The following is a 17,432-nucleotide window of genomic DNA, read 5'->3' as shown; positions in this document are numbered from 1 at the left end:
AGAGTCTTGATGCTGCTCGTCGTCGAACAGTTCCTGAACGGATTGCAGTTCGGCCTGCTGCTGTTCCTGCTCGCCGCCGGCCTGACGCTGGTGTTCGGGATCATGGATCTCGTCAACCTCGCGCACGGCTCGCTCTACATGATGGGCGCCTATTTCGCCGCGACTTTCGCGGCGTGGACCGGCAGCTTCCTGCTCGGGGCGCTGATGGCGCTGGGGGCTACGCTGGTGCTCGGCATCGTGCTCGAGATGAGCGCGCTGCGGCATCTCTACGGCCGCGACCATCTCGACCATGTGCTGGCGACCTTCGGCCTGATCCTGTTCTTCAACGAAGCCGTGCGGCTGATCTGGGGCCCGGCCGGCCTTGCGCTGCCGCTGCCGGCCTGGCTCACCGTGCCGGTGCCAATCCTGCCCGGTATTCATTATCCCGCCTATCGCCTCGCCATCATCATCGTGGCGCTGCTGGTGGCGCTGCTGCTCTATCTCGGCGTGATGCGCACCCGCATCGGCATGCTGATCCGCGCCGGCGCCTCCAACCGCGAGATGATCGGCGCGCTCGGCATCAACATCAAGCTGCTCTACACGCTGGTGTTCGGCCTGGGGGCCGCGCTCGCCGGCCTTGCGGGCCTGATGCAGGCGCCGATCCTCACCGTGCAGATCGGCATGGGCGAGAACATTTTGATCCTCGCTTTCGTCATCATCGTGATCGGCGGCATCGGCTCGATCCGCGGCGCGTTCCTGGCCGCGATCTTCGTCGGCATGATCGACACGCTCGGTCGCGCCTTCCTGCCCAATCTGCTGCGGCAGGTGCTGAGCGGCGCCGCCGCCTCCACCGCAGCGCCCGCGCTGTCCTCCATGCTGATCTATCTCCTGATGGCGATCGTGCTGGTGGTGCGGCCGGAGGGGCTGTTTCCGGCCAACCGTCGATGAAGTCTTTCACTGTGAGCAAGGCCGTCACGGCCATGGTGCTGGCGGGCCTCGTGCTGCTGCCGCTCTATTCGCAGCTCTCCGGCAACATCTTCATCCTGACGCTGTTCACCCGCATCATCATCCTGGCGCTGGCGGCCGCGAGCCTCAACCTCATCATGGGTTTTGGCGGCATGATGAGCTTCGGCCACGCCGCCTATCTCGGCATCGGCGGCTACGCCGTCGGCATGCTGGCACAGGAGGGCGTCGGTTCCGGCTTCATCCAGTTTCCGGTCGCGCTCGCGGCCTCCGCGATCTATGCGCTCGTGATCGGCGCGCTCTCTTTGCGCACCCGCGGCGTCTATTTCATCATGATCACGCTGGCCTTTGCGCAGATGGCCTATTACGTCGCCTCGGGGCTGGCGCGCTACGGCGGCGATGACGGCCTCACCGTCTACAAGCGCAGCGACTTCTCCGGGCTGATCGACCTGTCCAACCGCACGCAGTTCTATTATCTCTGCCTCGCCTGCCTCCTCGGCGTCGTCTTCCTGATCTGGCGCATCGTCAATTCGCGCTTCGGCCTCGTCGTGCAGGGGCTGCGCTCCAACGAGCAGCGCATGCAGGCGATCGGCTTCCCGGCAAAGCGCTACCAGCTGGTCTGCTTCGTCATCTCAGGCACGATGTGCGGCCTCGCCGGCGCGCTGCTCGCCAACAACACCGACTTCGTCAGCCCGGCCGTGATGTACTGGACGCGCTCGGGCGATCTCATGGTGATGGTGATCCTGGGCGGCATGGGCACGCTGTTCGGCCCGATCATGGGCGCGGTGGTGTTCCTGCTGCTGGAGGAATTCCTGTCGCAGATCACCGAATATTGGGCGCTGATCATGGGCCCGCTGCTGCTGCTGATCGTGCTGTTCGGGCGCGGCGGCATCATGGGCATGCTCGGGAGGGCCGGCCGTGGCTGAACCCTTGCTTCGCGTCGAAAAGCTGGTGCGTCGCTTCGGCGGCATCGTTGCGACGGACAATGTCTCGCTCGACGTCGCCGCGGGCGAGCTGCACGCCATCATCGGCCCGAACGGCGCCGGCAAGACCACGCTGATCAGCCAGCTCACCGGACATCTCGAGCCGCATTCCGGCAGCGTCTCGCTGGCGGGACGCGACATCACCTATTTGCCGGCCTATCGCCGCTGCGCGCTGGGCCTGGCACGTTCGTTCCAGATCACCTCGCTGCTGCTCGGCTTCACCGCCGCCGACAACGTCGCGCTGGCGGCGCAAGCCCATGCCGGCACCTCGTTTCGCTTCTTTGCCAATGCGCGCAAGGAGCGATCCCTGCGCGATGCCGCCCACGCCGCGCTCGATCGCGTCGGCCTGTTGCATCGTGCCGATGTCGTGGTGAACCGGCTCAGCCATGGCGAGCGCCGCGAGCTCGAGCTCGCGGTGGCGCTCGCGAGCAAGCCGAAGCTCCTGCTGCTCGACGAGCCGATGGCGGGCTTGGGGGTCACCGAATCCCAGCGCATGGTGAAGCTGCTCCAGGAGCTGCGCAAGGAAGTCTCGATCGTGCTGGTCGAGCACGACATGCCGGCGGTGTTCGCGCTTGCCGACCGCATCACGGTGCTGGTCTATGGCCGCGTCATCGCCTCGGGCGATCCGGCCGCGATCCGGGCCAACGAGGACGTCAAGCGCGCCTATCTCGGCGACCAGCACGTGGTGACGCATCATGGCTGACACGCTGCTCGAGGTCGACGGCATCGAGACCTGCTACGGCCTCTCCCAGGTGCTGTTCGGCCTGTCGCTGTCGATCAAGCCGGGCGAGATGGTCTCGCTGATGGGCCGCAACGGCATGGGCAAGACCACGACCATCCGCTCCATCATGGGCCTGACGCCGGCGCGCGCCGGCAGCATTCGTTTCGCGGGCGCCGAGGTCAGGCAGCTTCCCTCCTACAGGATCGCAAAGCTCGGCGTCGGCCTGGTCCCCGAGGGACGCCAGATCTTCCCGAACCTCACCGTGCGCGAAAACCTGGTCGCGGCCGCCGCCGACCGCTTCGGCAGCCCCAATCCCTGGACGCTGGCCGCGATCTACGTGTTGTTTCCGCGCCTTGCCGAACGCGCCGCCAACATGGGCAACCAGCTCTCCGGCGGCGAGCAGCAGATGCTCGCGATCGGCCGCGCGCTGATGACCAATCCAAAACTCCTGATTCTGGACGAAGCGACCGAAGGCCTCGCGCCGCTGATCCGCGAGGAAATCTGGAACTGCCTGTCGCTGCTCAAGAGCCGCGGACAGTCGATCCTGGTCGTCGACAAGAACGTCGACCATCTCGCTCGCATCTGCGACCGCCACACCATCATCGAGCGCGGCAAGACGGTGTGGAGCGGCACGTCCGATCAGCTGATGGCGGAACCGGATCTCCAGCACAAATATCTCGGCATCTGAGGCGCGTTCCTGCCGACCGCGCGCGACGCGCAAGATTCTCTTCGAGCAAATCCAGTTTCGAATCCCTCCAAACCGCGCGTAGAGCTCTTGAGCGCGCCGCCGTCAAGCGGTCAAAGAAGCCGCGGCGTAAGCGGATTCGATGCGGGACTTCTACGATCAAATTGTCGGACGGCCTCAAGACGACATCGGTTCCGCACAGCCGGGCGCTTCGACAGCGCAATGGCTGGATTTTCCGGGCTGCGTGTTTGTCAGAGGCGAGTTTCGAGCCGATGCCGAAGGCTCTGCGATCGCAGCCCCGGGTCTGTTCATCTCGGTCTCCGTTGATGGTGGCGCAGGCCGCGGCATTCTGACGCGCAGCGCTGGCTGCGACGGGCAGATGACGGCAATTGCCGTGCGCGAGACCTGCGCAGCGGAACGCGCGGTTCATTCCGGCGAGCGTTCCGCAATCGGCCTGGCGTTTCCCCAAACCTCGATCGATGGACTTGGACTCGGCGATGAGTTTCGGGCGCTGTTTGCGAACGACGTCTCGGGCGCAGCGATCGTCTCGCTGAGGGCATCTGCGCGCATACAGGCGGTCGCGGCAGAAATGTTTTCGCCGCCGGTCACCGGCAGCGCGGCGCAATTGCTGCTGTCGGCGCATGCCGCCGAGATCGTGGTCCACGCCCTGTTCGGCGAGCGCGGCCGGATTGCGGCCGATCCCGCCACCGATCTGCAGTGGACGCGGCTGCAATCGGTGAAGCAGCGGATGGATGCCGATCTCGCCTATCCCTGGAGCATCGACGAACTGGCGCGGAACGCGGGGCTGAGCCGCAGGTCCTTCAACCAGAAATTCCGGATGGCATATGGCCAGAGCGCGATCGACTATCTCAGGGCTCAGCGGCTCGATGCCGCACGTGCCTATTTGATTCACCAGCGCTTGTCCGTCACCGAAGCGGCCTATCGGGTCGGCTACGCCCATCCGGCAAATTTCGCGACGGCTTTCCGCAGGCGCTTTGGCCATTCGCCGAGCCGCTATCAGTAAACTTGAAAGCCTCCACGTGGGATCAAAGGTGATTTGCGCGCGCGCAAAGGCGGCGGCCGCTTTGATCTGGTTACACCCGGGTTGTTGAACACGGAACTCGGGGAAGACGATGAGGCGGAACGACGGGCAGACGCTCGGCTGGGAACGGTTGGTGAGAACTGGTCTGGGAGCGGCCGGTTTGGGAATGGTCCTGCACGCGACGCCCTCGGCCGCACAGGTCTCCGGAACCAATTCGCCTTCGACGGCGGGCACATTGCCGCCGGTCACGGTGGAGGCACCGAGCCAGGCGCGTCCGCGTGCCCAATCTGTCCAGCGCGCCTCACAATCGCAGCGTGGCCGCGCCGCGACGCCGCGCAATGCCGGGTCCGGACAAGCCAGAAACGCGGACACGCGCGAGGCGGGAAGCGGCCGCGCCAATCCGTCGAGCGAGAACAGCTATGTCGCAAGCAGCAGCTCGGCGGGCACCAAGACGAACACGCCATTGCTCCAGACGCCGCAGTCGATTTCGGTCGTGACCCGCAAGGAGCTCAACGATCGCGCCGTGCAGACGCTGACCGAGGCGGTCGGCTATGAACCGGGCGTCCGCATCGATGCTTCAGGTTACGATCCGCGCTTCGATGCCATCTCGATCCGCGGCTTCGACATCACCTATAACGGCATCTATCTCGACGGCTTGCGCCTCGTCGGCGCCGGTCTCGGCGTGTTCAAGACCGAGCCCTATGGCGTCGACAGCATCACCGTGGTCCGCGGGCCGAGCTCGGCCCTCTACGGCCTCGGCTCGCCCGGCGGATTGATCGACCTGCAAAGCAAGCTGCCGACCAGCCAGCCGTTCCACGAGGTGCAGACGGTGTTCGGCGACCGCGAGCGCGTGCAGGGCAATTTCGATTTCTCGGGTCCGGTCGATCCCAACGGTCAATTTTCCTATCGATTGACCGGCGTCGTGCGCGACGCCGACGTGTTCGTGCCCGGCGGCAAGGACAATCGTGTCTATGTCGCTCCCGCCGTCACCTGGAAGCCGGACCAATCGACGACCCTCACCATTCTCGGCGCCTACCAGAAATCGAAGACGCCGGGCTCGATGTTCACCTATTCCACGGGCACCGGCACCACGACGGACATCTTCACCGGCAGTCCGTCCTACAATTCGCTCGACCAGGAGCAGGGACGCGTCGGCTATTTGTTCGAGCATGCGTTCAACAACGCCGTGACCGTTCGCCAGAAATTCCGCTATGTCGATGTCGATGCGGTCACGCGCTATGTCGGCTTTCTCGGCGCTCCCGTCGGCAATGTCGTCTCGCGCTATACCGGCTACGTCCACGACACGCTGCAATCGGCCATCATGGACAACCAGGTCGAGGCAAAGCTCTCGACCGGCCCGGTGCAGCACACGCTCCTGGTCGGCACCGATTACACGGCGTCGAAATTCAACGACAAGCAGGGATTTGGCTTCGGGGTTTCCCCCCTCAATCTGGCCGCCCCGGTCTACGCGCCGGAATCCATTCCCGATCCCGCGATCTCGTCCTCGACGCAGCAGCGGCAGACCCAATCCGGCGTGTACATTCAGGACCAGGCCAAGCTCGACCACTGGATCCTGACACTGAGCGGCCGCAGCGACTGGGTTCGCACCACGGGCGAGGATCAGTTCGCGCTGACCCGCCAGCAGCAGTCCGAACAGGCCTATAGCGGGCGCGCCGGGCTGACCTATGTATTCGATTCCGGGGTTGCGCCTTATGTCGCCTATTCAACCTCGTTCTTTCCCAATCTCGGCGTCGATCCCACCGGCGCCTTCTTCAAGCCTACCACCGGCAAGCAGACCGAGATCGGCGTCAAGTACCAGCCGCTGGGGACGAGGAGCTTCATCACTGCTGCGGTGTTCGACCTGACCCAGAGCGGGGGCCTCGTCACGACCGGGACCGGCGTCACGGTCCAGCGCGGCGAGATTCAAAGCCGCGGCTTCGAATTGCAGGCGCTGGCGAGCCTCGGCGGTGGTTTCGACATCACCTCGTCCTACACCTATCTCGACATGGTCACCAAGCAGGCCGGCGACAGCGCGCAGATCGGCAAGTTTCCGTCGGGCAATCCGCCGCACACCGCGACGCTGTGGGGCAATTATGCCCTGCCGCTCGCCGGCCCGTTTGCCGGCTTGAGCATCGGTGGCGGCGTGCGATACATGTCCTGGAGCTATGGTGACGATCTGAACACGTTCAAGAACAGCTCGGTGACCTTGGTTGATGCTGCGCTGAAATATGATTTTGGCCAGGCGGCGAAGGAGCTGAAGGGCCTGCAGTTCCAGGTCAACGCCAAGAACCTGTTCAATCTGCACTACACGACGTGCCAGGTTGGGTACTGCTACCGCGGCGCACCACTGACCGTCATCGCAACGCTCGGCTATCGCTGGTGAGTATGGCGATGGTGAAGACCGGAGCCGGCCGCCGATCTCACCAATAGATCCCGTGGCGATGAAGCGCGCGGACGATTTGGGCTTCGGTGGACAGCTGGCGGCGCTTCGGCTTGGTCGTTCCGGCCGTGCTTGCCGGCGGCGGTGATGGCGTGGCTGATGCTGGTGCCGTCGTGGCCGCCGGTGCCGTCGCTGAGGTTGGTGCGGTGGTCGCAGTCTGGATGTCTGCCGGCTGCGACGGCGCCTGGGTGGTTTGCGGCGAGACCGTTGCCGCCGTGGCGGCTTGCTCGGTCGCCGGCTGGCTTGAATTGCTCGCTGCGAGACTGAGGCTCCGCGACCCACCCGCATAGGCCTGGCTTGTAAGCAGGGATACCGTCGCGATCAGGATCAGCTTGCGCATGGAAACGCTCCTAATCTGGTCAATCCGTCTTACCTATCGCGCATCCATTGAGTTTCAGCGCGCCAGACGATGCACACCGATGTTGATCAAGGTTGTCCGGCAGGACAGACGGTAGATCAGACTGAATAATTGTTCCCACATGATCGAACTCCACTGTTGATCACATGCAGCAATCCTAGCGCAGGAGTCTTTCCATGGGTTTTCGCGGGGATGGAAAATGGCTTCGTCCGGCAGCGGTGCGATGTCGTCGGAACCGGCGCGACGAAGTCGCTTCACACGGCCGTGAGCCGTACTCGCCTTGAGAGGAATCCCCAGACAGGATGTCAAAACACCTCGAAATATTCGCGGTGCTCCCAGTCGGTCACTTCAGACAGGAAGCGGTCGATCTCGGCGTTCTTGATGTGGGTGTAATAGTCGACGAACTCCGGCCCAAACTTCTCGCGGAAGAACGGATCGTCCTTCAGCGCGCTGACCGCATCGCGCAGCGATTTCGGCAGCAGCGGCGCCTTGGTCTCGTAGGGCGTGTCGGCGGAGGGACCGGGATCGAGCTTGCGGTCGACGCCGTCGAGGCCCGAGAGGATCTGCGAGGCCATGTAGAGATAGGGATTGGCGGCGGGCTCGCCGATGCGGTTCTCCAGGCGCGTTGCGGCATCATTGGCGCCGCCGAGCACGCGGATCATCACGCCGCGATTGTCGCGGCCCCAGATCGCGCGGTCCGGCGCCAGCGAGTAGGAACGGTAGCGCTTGTAGCCGTTGATGGTCGGGGTGGTGAACAATGTCGAGGCGCGGGCGTGGTCGAGCAGGCCGGCGAGGTATGAGCGGCCGAAGGCGCTGAGCGGCTCGCCGCCGTCTTTCACCATGAACAGATTCTCGCCGCTGGCGCGCGAGACGATCGACTGGTGCAGATGCCAGCCGCTCGCGAACACGTTCGGCAGTTTCGGCCGGCACATGAAGGTGGCGTGATAGCCGTGCCGCCGCGCGATCTGCTTCACGGCGCTCCGAAACAGCACCATGTTGTCGGCGGGCTCGATCCCCTTCCGCGGCGCGAAGGTGAACTCGCACTGGCTCGGCCCGAACTCGACCTCGACCGAGCGCAAGGGCAGTCCGAGCGCCACGATGTCGCGGCGCAGGATCTCCAGCACCGGCTCCATCTGATCGAAGCGCTGCTCGGTGAGATATTGATAGCCGTGGCTGAGCAGGCTCACTGATGGTGGCGTGCCCGGCTGGCCGGCGTCCTCGGGGCGCATATGCGGGTCGTCGAGCTTGAAGATGTGGAATTCGACCTCGAGGCCGGCGACGAAATCGTGGCCGCGGCCCGCGAGCTCGTCGAGCACCTTGCGATAGAGCCCGCGCGTCGCGAACGGCACCGGGCGGCCGTCATTGAAGCAGAGGTCGCACAGCACCCAGCCCGTGGTCGGCGCCCATGGCAAAACCCGAAACGTGGTGGGGTCGGCGACCATCAGCACGTCGGCCGCGCCTTCCATCTCCTTCATGCCGAAGCCGCCGCCCGCGGTGAACACCGGGAATACCGTGCGGTGCGAAGTATCCTTGGCCAGCATGGTGGTGGTGATGGAGCAGCCGCTCTCCAGCGAGGCGATGGCCTCGGAGGCGATGATGGTCTTGCCGCGCAAGATCCCGTGCTGGTCGGGGAAGGCGAGGCGGATGACCTCGAGATTCTTGTCCTCGACGATGCGGCGCATGCGCGTCGCCGCGTCCCTCTGCTCATCCGACCACAGCGCATGACGCGCGACGAAAGTCACTGTGCTACTCCCTCAACTGCCGTAGGGTGGGCAAAGCGAAGCGTGCCCACGCAGTCTGTCATCTGAACGAAAGCATGGTGGGCACGGCGCTTTGCGCCTTTGCCCACCCTACGGGGTCCGTGCACGAACGTCACTCCGCCGCCGTTAGCCGGTGCACGTTGTCGGCGATCTCCTTCGGCACCGGTGCGGCCCAAGGTGCGCCGCGGCGGCGCTTGACGTCGACCTCCATCCAGTAGAGCTCCCACCCCTGGGTCGGCCCGATGCCGTCCATGGTGGCCGGTCCCTGGATGCTGCGTGCTCTGCTCTCGTCCAGAAACAGCATCGGCTTCTCGCCGCCGCCGACCTTCTCGATCTCCTGTCGCAGCAGGCGGCGATATTGCACAATCGCCTTGTCGCTCGAGCCGAGATGCTCCTTGGTGCGATCCTGAATCGCGCCCATCGATTCCACCGCCCATTGGTCGTGGACGTTGATGTCGGTGCCCATGCCGGTATAGGTCGCGGTCTGCTGCTCGTGCGGATCGAAACCGTAATCGTTGCTACGGTTCTTGCGCGAGACGTAGTCGGGCAGCTCATAGAGCTCGAGCCGCTGGTCGCGCATCTTCTGCTTGTCGACCGGATTCGAATAGCTGGTGAAGATCGCGTACCAGTAGCAGTTTTCGTCGTCGACCGGCACGTGCCACTGCGTGATCGTCATCTCCGTGCTCATGGGAATGACGAAGCCGTGCGGGAAGAGCTGGTTAGTGACGCGCACATGGGTGCGCTCCTCGTCGATCTCGCGCAGCGCGATCAGCCGCAGGCCATATTCGGTGTGCTCGACATTGATGATCGGGCGGTCGTATTCGCGCAGGATTTTCGTCATCGGCAGGTCGGAGCCCGCGGAGGCGCCGCGGAACTGCTTGCCGTAGGCGGTAGAGGTGTCCTCGTCCTCGAAGAAGCGATGCAGGTAGGAGGCGTGCGCGGGATCGATGCCGACTTCGAGCGCCTGCAGCCAGTTGCAGGCCATGTGGCCCTTGAACGCAAAGGTGTGAGTATCAGGGGCGACGAAACAGTCGAGCTCCGGAAAAGCCGGCGGCTCACCCTCGCCGAGATAGGCCCAGAGGATGCCGCTCTTCTCCACCACGGGATAGGAGCGCTGGCGGATGTTCTGGCAGAGTTTTGAGTCCTTCGGCTCGGCCGGCGTCTCGATGCACTGGCCGGTCGCGTCGAACAGCCAGCCATGGAAGGCGCAGCGCAGACCGCCATGCTCGAGCCGTCCGAAGGCGAGGTCGGCGCCGCGATGGGCGCAGTGGCGGTCGATCAGGCCGTAGCGTCCGGTCTCGTCGCGAAACAGCACCAGGTTCTCGCCGAGCAGCTTGATGGGACGGATCGGCCGCTCGCCCTCCAGCTCATCCACCAGCGCCGCCGGCTGCCAGTAGCTCCGCATCAGCTTGCCACACGGGTCCTTCGGCCCGGTGCGGGTGATCAGGTCGTTCTGCTCCTGGCTCATCATGGCGGTGCATCCTTGTGGAGTGGCGCTTGTTCGCCTATTGAACGAATGGGCGAATTATGACATGCCTTGGAAAGGCAGCAAGCACTATTTTGCAGGATTGTCCCGGACATGCCCAAGCTGAAGCGCAGTGAGAGCGATGAGCGCGCGACGGATTTCGTCGAGGCGCTCGATCGCGGCCTGCGCCTGCTGCAATGTTTCGGCAGCAATGCAGGCCCGATGACGCTGAGCGATCTCGCCCGCGCCGCGGACCTGCCGCGCGCGACCGCCCGGCGCATGCTGTTCACGCTGCAGCGCGGCGGTTTTGTCAGCGGCGATGGCAAGCTGTTCTCGCTCACGCCGCACGTGCTGACGCTGGCGGCATCTTACTTGCGTTCCAATCAGCTCGTTGCGGTGCTCCAACCCGTGCTCGATCGCGTTGCGACCGCGGCGAACGAAATCTCCTCGCTCGCCGTGCTCGACGGTGATGATGTCGTGTTCATTGCCCGAGGCAGCCCGGCGCGCGTTTTCTCGGGCGGGTTGGAGATCGGCTATCGGCTGCCTTCGTTCTGCACCTCGGTCGGCCGCGCCATGCTGGGCCAGCTCGACGATGCCGACCTTGCCGCGCGCCTGAAGGCGATGACGCGCGGGGCGCTGACGCCGCAGACGCAGACCGACCCGAAGGCGCTGCTCGCGCGCATCGCCGCCGATCGCACGCAAGGCTATTCACTGGTCGACCGCGAGGCCGAGCCGCATTTCCGCTCGATCTCGGTTCCGGTGCGCCGCTACGACGACGTGATCGTCGCCGCCATCAACATGGGCGCCCATGTCGACCGCGTGCCGGCGCAGGAATTGATCGACCGGTTCCTGCCGCTGTTGCGGGAAGGCGCGGACTCCGTGCGTTCGCAACTGCTCTAGCTGTAGCCCGGGCGAGCGTCGCGATACCCCGGGAAGCATCGCAAGGCCCCGGATGTCGCTTCGCTGATCCGGGCTACAGGACTATAATGCCCGCAACGCAAGAACCCAGGGAGCACGCCATGCAACACACCATGGTTCCCAGTGATCGCGTCGAGCACGTCGCCGTCTATGGGTGTGACGGCACGAAGCTCGGCACGATCGAGCGATTGATGCTCGACAAGGTCAGTGGAACGGTCGCTTACGCGGTGGTCAAGACCGGCAGGCTGCTCGGGACACATCATCATTATCCCGTGCAGTGGAGCGCGTTGAAATATGATCCGGGACGCCAGGCCTTCCAGGCCGACCTGACGCCGGAGCAATTGAGCAGCGGTCCCTGCGAATTCGATGGCGATGAGTTCGACTGGGGCGACCGCTCGCGGCCCTACCAGCATCCGAACTACTGGTCGATCTAGCAAGCAAGACGGCCGGGCCGCCCGCATTCCCGGCGCGGACGCGGCTGGGCTCGAGCCGCGGCCGCCGAGCAGTCGCTGACGTGAGCGTCCACCTATCCGGCGAGCGGCTGTTCGCCGACCTTGGGCCAATAGGTGCCAAAGCTCCAGAGGCCGCCCTCCGGATCGCGCGCGGCGAAATCGCGGCTGCCATAATCGGTCGTGTAGGGCTCCATCTCGATCTCTGCACCAGCGGCTTTCACCTTCGCATAGAGCGCGTCGGGATCATCAACGGCCATGTAGACGGCATCCGTCCGCCGGCCGCCGATATCGCCAACCAGTTTGCCGTAGGCATCGTCGCGATGCGCGCCCAGCATGAGGATCGACGATCCGAACGCCAGCTCGGCGTGAACGACCGTGCCCTCGTTGCGGTACACTACGCGTTCGGCGAAGCCGAGAACGTTCTTCAGCCAGGCGATCATCGCCTCCGCATCCCTGCAGCGCATGGTGTGGTAGAGGCGCGGCGCTTCATAGCCGTTCGGCTGGTTCATGAAACTCTCCAGGTTTGATGCAAGACGTTCGATGCAAGTGCGTGCAAGCTTGCTGCAGAGCTGACCCTAGTTCGGATCGCGGCGGCCGGCTTGAACAAATGGGACCTGACCGTCTCGCGCCGTCCTGGCCGCTGTTTGGCGCTAGCCGCCGCCGTCGCGCATCAGGCGGGGATCGACGACGTCGAGCCGCGCGGCCCATCCGGTCGGCGTCTCGCCGCTGAAGATCCGGAAATCGCGCGCGAGATGTGCCTGGTCGGCATAGCCGGCGTCCGTGGCAATGGCTGCCCAGCCGCCCGTGCCGTCCGTCCGGGCCAGCGCGCAGGCTCGATGAAAGCGCAGCATCTGGGCCAGCGTTTTCGGCGCAACGCCGATCTCGTTGTGGAAGCGGCGCGTGAGATGCTTGCGGCTCCAGCCGATGTCTGAGGCGATGTCGGCGATCCTGACCGCGCCCGCGCCTCGCCAGAGCATCTCCAGGGCGAAAGCCACCGCAGGCGAGGGCTCGTGCACGGCGCGGCCAAGCACGAAGTCTTCCACGATCTCGAACCGCCGTTGCCAGCCGACCGCCTCGGCGACCCTGGCGCGGAGGTTCTCGCCATCCCGTCCCAGAATGTCGTCGAGGCCGACCATGCGCGCGGTCAGGTCGGGCACGGCGCCTCCGAAGAAGCGATACGCCCCGAGCGGCGTGAAATCGACCTGAACGCATTCGGCGCGGCCGTCGGATTCGATCACGACCGGTCCGGGAAACAGACCCGCCGCGAAGCTCGGCTGCGCGTCGGCACGATCCGGTTGGTGTCCGAGCGCAATGCGGAAGGGCGTTCCCAGATTCACCAGGAGCGGCAGCGCAAGCGGCGCGGCGTGCCGGAAGGCGGAAAGGCCGAGGCCGCGCTCGCGATAGAACGAGATGCTCGAGATCAGCCGTGCAAGGCGCGGCGAGGCCGGTCGACGGATGACATCGGCAGGTGCGTCCATCGTGTGCTACCGCTCCGCCGCTTCGCGCTCCATGTCACGGCCCGACAGATCTTCGCCCTGCATGTTGGCGTAGTCGCGCGCCATTTCGCGCATCAGGAATTTTGCGGGCACGTCGTGATAGGTGCCGCGGTCATTGACATATTGCATGTAGGCGCGCCCCTCGCCGTCGAAGGGATGCAGCAGTGCGTCGGTATGACCGTCGAAATCGAGCGGGGCTACGCCGACCTTGGCGCAGAGCGTGTCGTTGAAGGTCGGCGTCGCCTTGCGCCAGGCGCCATCGACATGCACCTCCGTAAAGCCGTGCCAGGTGAAGATGTCCGTGCCCATGCTCGTGCGCAGCTTCTCGGTGGTGAGATGGTTCTTCACGTCCGCAAAGCCGACCCGTGCCGGAATGCCGCGCGCGCGGCAGGCGGCGGCATAGAGCGCGGCCTTGCCGACGCAATAGCCCTGGCCCGCGGCGAGAACGCTCGAAGCACGAAACGTCTCGGCGAGGCGCATGCTGACGTAAGGATTGTAGCGGATACCATCGCGCACCGCCTTGTAGAGCACGCTCGCTTTTTCGCGCGCGCTCGCATCCGCGCACACGGCGTTGGCCGCAAATTGCTGCACGGCCGGATGATCGCTGTCGATGTACTCGCCGGGATCGGTGTAGAGGCGGCGGATGGTATCGGGAAGGATGTCGGTCATGTCTGGAGCTTAGCAGGCGATCGCCGCGGAACTCAAATCACGCGATGCGGGTCCATGATACGCCTTCGAATTGCGTCGAGGCGCTGCCGCCCTGTCACTGCCGGTTACGCATCCAGTCGGCGAGGCCCGATATCGCCTTGTCGAGCTCCAGCCGCGCCGCCGTGTCGGTCACCGTCTCCTCCATCGCGCCGCGCATGCAGAGCATCCACGCATCGCGCTCGGCATCGCCGATGGCAAAGCCGATGTGGCGCTGGCGCAGCCGCGGATGGCCCTTCTCGGGGGTATAGAGCCGCGGGCCGCCGGTCCATTCGGTGAGATAGCGCTTCAGCACATCCCTGATCAGGCCGAGGTCGTCCGTATGCATTGCGCGGATGATCTTCGCCTCCGGCAGCGTGTCCATGCGTTCGTAGAAGCGGTCGACGAGAGCGTCGATCGTCGCACTGCCGCCGATCCGATCGAACATGGAGGTGGTGACGTCGGTGGAGGTCATTGGTGGTCCGGATGTTTGCTGCTGGGCCAGCATATATGATGATCGCAGCTCGATCACAAATCTCCGCTGTCGTCCCTGCGAACGCAGGGACCCATTACCCCAGCGAGGAGTTTGGCGAAGACTGGTCGTTCGGGATGGGCGGCGCGCGCTACCGATAGATCACGCGGTATGGGTCCCTGCTTTCGCAGGGACGACAGCGGAGAGTGTAGCTCCAGCGAGATCCAATCGCCCTACAGCGCCACACTCCGCAGGCCGAAGCTGCGGGCCTCGTTCTGCAGCACGGGCCGTACCGCATCGATCAGCCGTGCGGCCGCCGCATCGACGGAGAGACCTGCCGTGTCCACCACCGCCGTCGCGCGCGAGTACAGCGGCTCGCGGCTGAGCAGGATGTTGCGCAGCTCCGCCATGGCGGAGCGGTCGTCGGCCATCGGGCGCAAATCGCCCTGGCGACGGACGCGGGCCATGTGCTCCTCGGGCTCGGCCTTCAGCCAGATCGTGTAGAACGAGGTCAGGATCTGGTCGAACGTCAAAGGCTCGGACACGATGCCGCCGCCGGTCGCCAGCACCATCAGCTCGTTGCGCGCGAGCAGCTGCTGCAGCGCCGCCTGCTCCATGCGGCGAAAACCTTCCTGGCCGTACAGCGCGATGATCTCGGCGACCGAGAGCCCATTCTGCTGCTCGACCTCCTTGTTGAGCTCGACGAAGCTCCAGCCGATCTTTTTCGCCAGCATGCGCCCCAGCGTCGACTTGCCGGCGCCGCGCAGGCCGATCAGCGCGATGCCGCAGAACGGCGCGCGTCGCGGTGCCGACGCGCTGCCCCCAGTGAGCAGATCTTTTGCCTGCGCGATCTGCGCAGGCGTGGCCTTGCGCAACAGATCGCGAAACATCTGCCAGTCCGGCGTCGGGTCGGCGCTGGGAAGCAGATCTTCGAGATGAGCGCCCATCGCGTCCGAGACGCGGCGCAAGAGCACGATGGAGACATTGCCCTTACCGCTTTCGAGCTGCGCGATGTAGCGCTCCGAAATCCCCGATACCTTGGCGAGCACTTTGCGCGACATGCCGCGCAACGCGCGCATGGTGCGCACGCGCTGGCCGAGCTGTTCGAGAAATCGGGATTCGGCGTCGGGACTTTCGGTCATGAGCCTTCTTTAAGGGATGTCTTTTTGAAGGGTGTCCTGCGGCGCATTTTAATGAAACATAATGCCTGCTAGCATTGACAGCAAGCCGCTGCGGTGTCTTTCTATGAATTATAATTCTAAATTCGGGGAGAAGTCCGTGAGCGAGGGATCCTATAACGCGGTGACCTGGCTGCTCGACCGTAACGTCGAGGAGGGCCGCGGCAACAAGCTGGCCTTCGACGACACCGTCTCGCGGCTCACCTATGGCGAGCTTCAGCGCGAGAGCCGACGCGCCGCCAACATGCTGCGCCGGCTCGGCGTCCGCCGCGAGGAGCGCGTGGCGATGATCATGCTGGATACGATCGACTTTCCGGTCGTGTTCCTGGGCGCGATCCGCGCCGGCATCGTGCCCGTGCCGTTGAACACGCTGCTGACCGCGGATCAATACGCCTACATCCTCGCCGACTGCCGCGCGCGTGTGCTGTTCGTCTCCGAGGCGCTCTACCCTGTCATCAAGGACGTGGTCGGCCGCATGCTCGACCTCGAGCATGTCGTGGTCTCCGGCGCCAAGCAGAACGGGCACAAGCAGCTCGCTGAAGAGCTTGCGGGCGAGAGCGATCAGTTCACCACCGCCGCGACGCATCCTGACGAGCCGGCGTTCTGGCTCTATTCGTCCGGCTCGACCGGCATGCCCAAGGGCGTGCGCCATATCCATTCGAATTTGCAGGCGACCGCCGACACCTACGCAAAACAGGTGCTCGGCATCCGCGAGAGCGACGTGTGTCTTTCCGCGGCAAAGCTGTTCTTTGCCTATGGCCTCGGCAACGCGCTGACCTTCCCGATGTCGGTCGGCGCCAGCGTGATCCTCAACAGCGAACGGCCGACGCCGGCGCGGATGTTCGATCTGATGAACCGCTACAGGCCGTCGATCTTCTACGGCGTGCCGACCTTGTTCGCGGCCATGCTCAACGACGAGACCATGAAGGCCGAGCGTGGCGGCAGCGCCTTGCGCATCTGCACCTCGGCCGGCGAGGCGCTGCCGGAATCCGTCGGCACCAGCTGGAAGGCGCGCTTCGGCGTCGACATTCTCGACGGCGTCGGCTCGACCGAGCTGTTGCACATCTTCCTGTCGAACGCGCCCGGCGACATCAAATACGGCTCCTCCGGCAAGCCGGTGCCGGGCTATGCGGTGCGGCTGGTCAACGAGGCCGGCCAGGATGTCGCCGACGGCGAGGTCGGCGAGCTCCTGGTCGATGCGCCCTCCGCCGGCGAAGGCTACTGGAATCAGCGCCACAAGAGCCGCCGCACCTTTGAGGGACCGTGGACCCGCACCGGCGACAAATATGTTCGCGATGGAGACGGCCGCTACACCTTCTGCGGCCGCGCCGACGACATGTTCAAGGTCTCCGGCATCTGGGTCTCGCCGTTCGAGGTCGAGAGCGCGCTGATCACCCATCCGGCCGTGCTGGAGGCCGCCGTCGTGCCCGAGGCCGATCCGGAAGGATTGCTCAAGCCGAAGGCCTTCGTCGTGCTGCGCCCCGGCGCGACGACTAGCGATCTTCAGGAAATGCTGAAGGAGCACGTCAAGCAGAAGATCGGCCCGTGGAAATATCCGCGCTGGATCGACGTGGTGGAGTCCCTGCCGAAGACGGCGACGGGAAAGATCCAGCGGTTCAAGCTGCGGGCAGGGGCGAATTGACAACGCAGACGCCGGACACGCTTGCTTACCCTCCCCTGGAGGGGGAGGGTCGCTCGCATGGAGCGAAGCGCAATGCGAAGCGGGGTGGGGTGATCTCTCCACACGGGCACCGCATCCGCTGAGAGACTGTCACCCCACCCCGTCTCACATCTCGCTGCGCTCGATGTGACCGACCCTCCCCCTCCAGGGGAGGG

The 17,432-nt window shown here is 64.9% G+C and carries 17 protein-coding genes; 9 read left to right on the top strand and 8 right to left on the bottom strand.

Annotated features, from left to right (window positions below):
• The first annotated feature begins 9 nt into the window (after positions 1-9).
• The 6 genes from GGD65_RS14450 (at position 10) to GGD65_RS14425 (ending at position 6,756) form a co-directional block, all read left to right on the top strand.
• The gene (locus GGD65_RS14450; protein ID WP_018316878.1) at positions 10-927 is read left to right on the top strand and encodes a branched-chain amino acid ABC transporter permease; all 918 of its coding nucleotides are present in this window, start codon (positions 10-12) and stop codon (positions 925-927) included.
• The gene (locus GGD65_RS14445) at positions 924-1,868 is read left to right on the top strand and encodes a branched-chain amino acid ABC transporter permease (protein WP_183235683.1); all 945 of its coding nucleotides are present in this window, start codon (positions 924-926) and stop codon (positions 1,866-1,868) included. The genes GGD65_RS14450 and GGD65_RS14445 overlap by 4 nt, the downstream gene beginning before the upstream one ends.
• Entirely contained in the window at positions 1,861-2,628 is a 768-nt protein-coding gene (locus tag GGD65_RS14440) for an ABC transporter ATP-binding protein (protein WP_183235682.1), read from the top strand. Before GGD65_RS14445 ends, GGD65_RS14440 begins: the two co-directional genes overlap by 8 nt.
• Positions 2,621-3,334, top strand: a complete 714-nt coding sequence (locus GGD65_RS14435) for an ABC transporter ATP-binding protein (RefSeq protein ID WP_092251679.1) — start codon at positions 2,621-2,623, stop codon at positions 3,332-3,334. Before GGD65_RS14440 ends, GGD65_RS14435 begins: the two co-directional genes overlap by 8 nt.
• 241 nt (positions 3,335-3,575) lie before the next feature.
• Positions 3,576-4,355 (top strand): AraC family transcriptional regulator, encoded by a 780-nt coding sequence (locus GGD65_RS14430; RefSeq protein WP_312017705.1) that lies wholly within the window; start codon positions 3,576-3,578, stop codon positions 4,353-4,355.
• Between the two features lie 109 nt (positions 4,356-4,464).
• Positions 4,465-6,756, top strand: a complete 2,292-nt coding sequence (locus GGD65_RS14425) for a TonB-dependent siderophore receptor (RefSeq protein WP_246783281.1) — start codon at positions 4,465-4,467, stop codon at positions 6,754-6,756.
• Positions 6,757-6,793: 37 nt separating this feature from the next.
• On the opposite strand, the gene GGD65_RS14420 is transcribed toward GGD65_RS14425, so the two are convergent.
• The 3 genes from GGD65_RS14420 to GGD65_RS14410 all read right to left on the bottom strand — a co-directional run bounded on the left by GGD65_RS14420 (position 6,794) and on the right by GGD65_RS14410 (position 10,402).
• On the bottom strand, positions 6,794-7,153 hold the full coding sequence (locus GGD65_RS14420) for a hypothetical protein (RefSeq protein ID WP_183235680.1): 360 nt from the start codon (positions 7,151-7,153) through the stop codon (positions 6,794-6,796).
• 323 nt (positions 7,154-7,476) lie between these two features.
• Positions 7,477-8,913, bottom strand: coding sequence for a glutamine synthetase family protein (locus GGD65_RS14415; RefSeq protein WP_183235679.1), 1,437 nt, complete (start codon positions 8,911-8,913; stop codon positions 7,477-7,479).
• Positions 8,914-9,043: 130 nt separating this feature from the next.
• Complete coding sequence (locus GGD65_RS14410; protein WP_183235678.1) at positions 9,044-10,402, bottom strand: aromatic ring-hydroxylating dioxygenase subunit alpha; 1,359 nt, start codon at positions 10,400-10,402, stop codon at positions 9,044-9,046.
• 108 nt (positions 10,403-10,510) lie between these two features.
• Here GGD65_RS14410 and GGD65_RS14405 point away from each other — a divergent pair, with 108 nt between their 5' ends.
• Together GGD65_RS14405 and GGD65_RS14400 are read left to right on the top strand one after the other, a co-directional pair.
• Positions 10,511-11,296, top strand: a complete 786-nt coding sequence (locus tag GGD65_RS14405; RefSeq protein ID WP_179739935.1) for an IclR family transcriptional regulator C-terminal domain-containing protein — start codon at positions 10,511-10,513, stop codon at positions 11,294-11,296.
• A 119-nt stretch (positions 11,297-11,415) separates the two neighbouring features.
• A complete protein-coding gene (locus GGD65_RS14400) occupies positions 11,416-11,748 on the top strand; it encodes a PRC-barrel domain-containing protein (RefSeq protein ID WP_018316888.1) in 333 nt (110 codons plus the stop codon).
• Positions 11,749-11,840: 92 nt separating this feature from the next.
• On the opposite strand, the gene GGD65_RS14395 is transcribed toward GGD65_RS14400, so the two are convergent.
• From GGD65_RS14395 to GGD65_RS14375, 5 genes are all read right to left on the bottom strand, one after another.
• Positions 11,841-12,275 (bottom strand): VOC family protein, encoded by a 435-nt coding sequence (locus GGD65_RS14395; protein WP_018316889.1) that lies wholly within the window; start codon positions 12,273-12,275, stop codon positions 11,841-11,843.
• Positions 12,276-12,416: 141 nt separating this feature from the next.
• Positions 12,417-13,244: an AraC family transcriptional regulator gene (locus tag GGD65_RS14390; protein WP_183235677.1), complete on the bottom strand. Its 828-nt coding sequence runs from the start codon at positions 13,242-13,244 to the stop codon at positions 12,417-12,419.
• 6 nt (positions 13,245-13,250) lie between these two features.
• Complete coding sequence (locus GGD65_RS14385; RefSeq protein ID WP_183235676.1) at positions 13,251-13,931, bottom strand: transglutaminase family protein; 681 nt, start codon at positions 13,929-13,931, stop codon at positions 13,251-13,253.
• A gap of 94 nt (positions 13,932-14,025) precedes the next feature.
• A complete protein-coding gene (locus GGD65_RS14380; protein WP_183235675.1) occupies positions 14,026-14,421 on the bottom strand; it encodes a group II truncated hemoglobin in 396 nt (131 codons plus the stop codon).
• 230 nt (positions 14,422-14,651) lie between these two features.
• Positions 14,652-15,560 carry a helix-turn-helix transcriptional regulator gene (locus GGD65_RS14375; protein WP_183235674.1) on the bottom strand — a complete coding sequence of 303 codons (909 nt, stop codon included), beginning with the start codon at positions 15,558-15,560 and terminating at the stop codon, positions 14,652-14,654.
• 136 nt (positions 15,561-15,696) lie between these two features.
• Between GGD65_RS14375 and GGD65_RS14370 the strand changes: the two genes are divergently transcribed.
• Positions 15,697-17,238 (top strand): benzoate-CoA ligase family protein, encoded by a 1,542-nt coding sequence (locus tag GGD65_RS14370; protein WP_183235673.1) that lies wholly within the window; start codon positions 15,697-15,699, stop codon positions 17,236-17,238.
• The last annotated feature ends 194 nt before the right edge of the window (positions 17,239-17,432 follow it).

Origin of the sequence: Bradyrhizobium sp. CIR18 (genome assembly GCF_014198295.1) — a bacterium.
GTDB lineage: Bacteria > Pseudomonadota > Alphaproteobacteria > Rhizobiales > Xanthobacteraceae > Bradyrhizobium.
The sequence above is the reverse complement of the archived record's forward strand: the minus strand, read 5'-3'. Positions and strand labels throughout refer to the sequence as shown.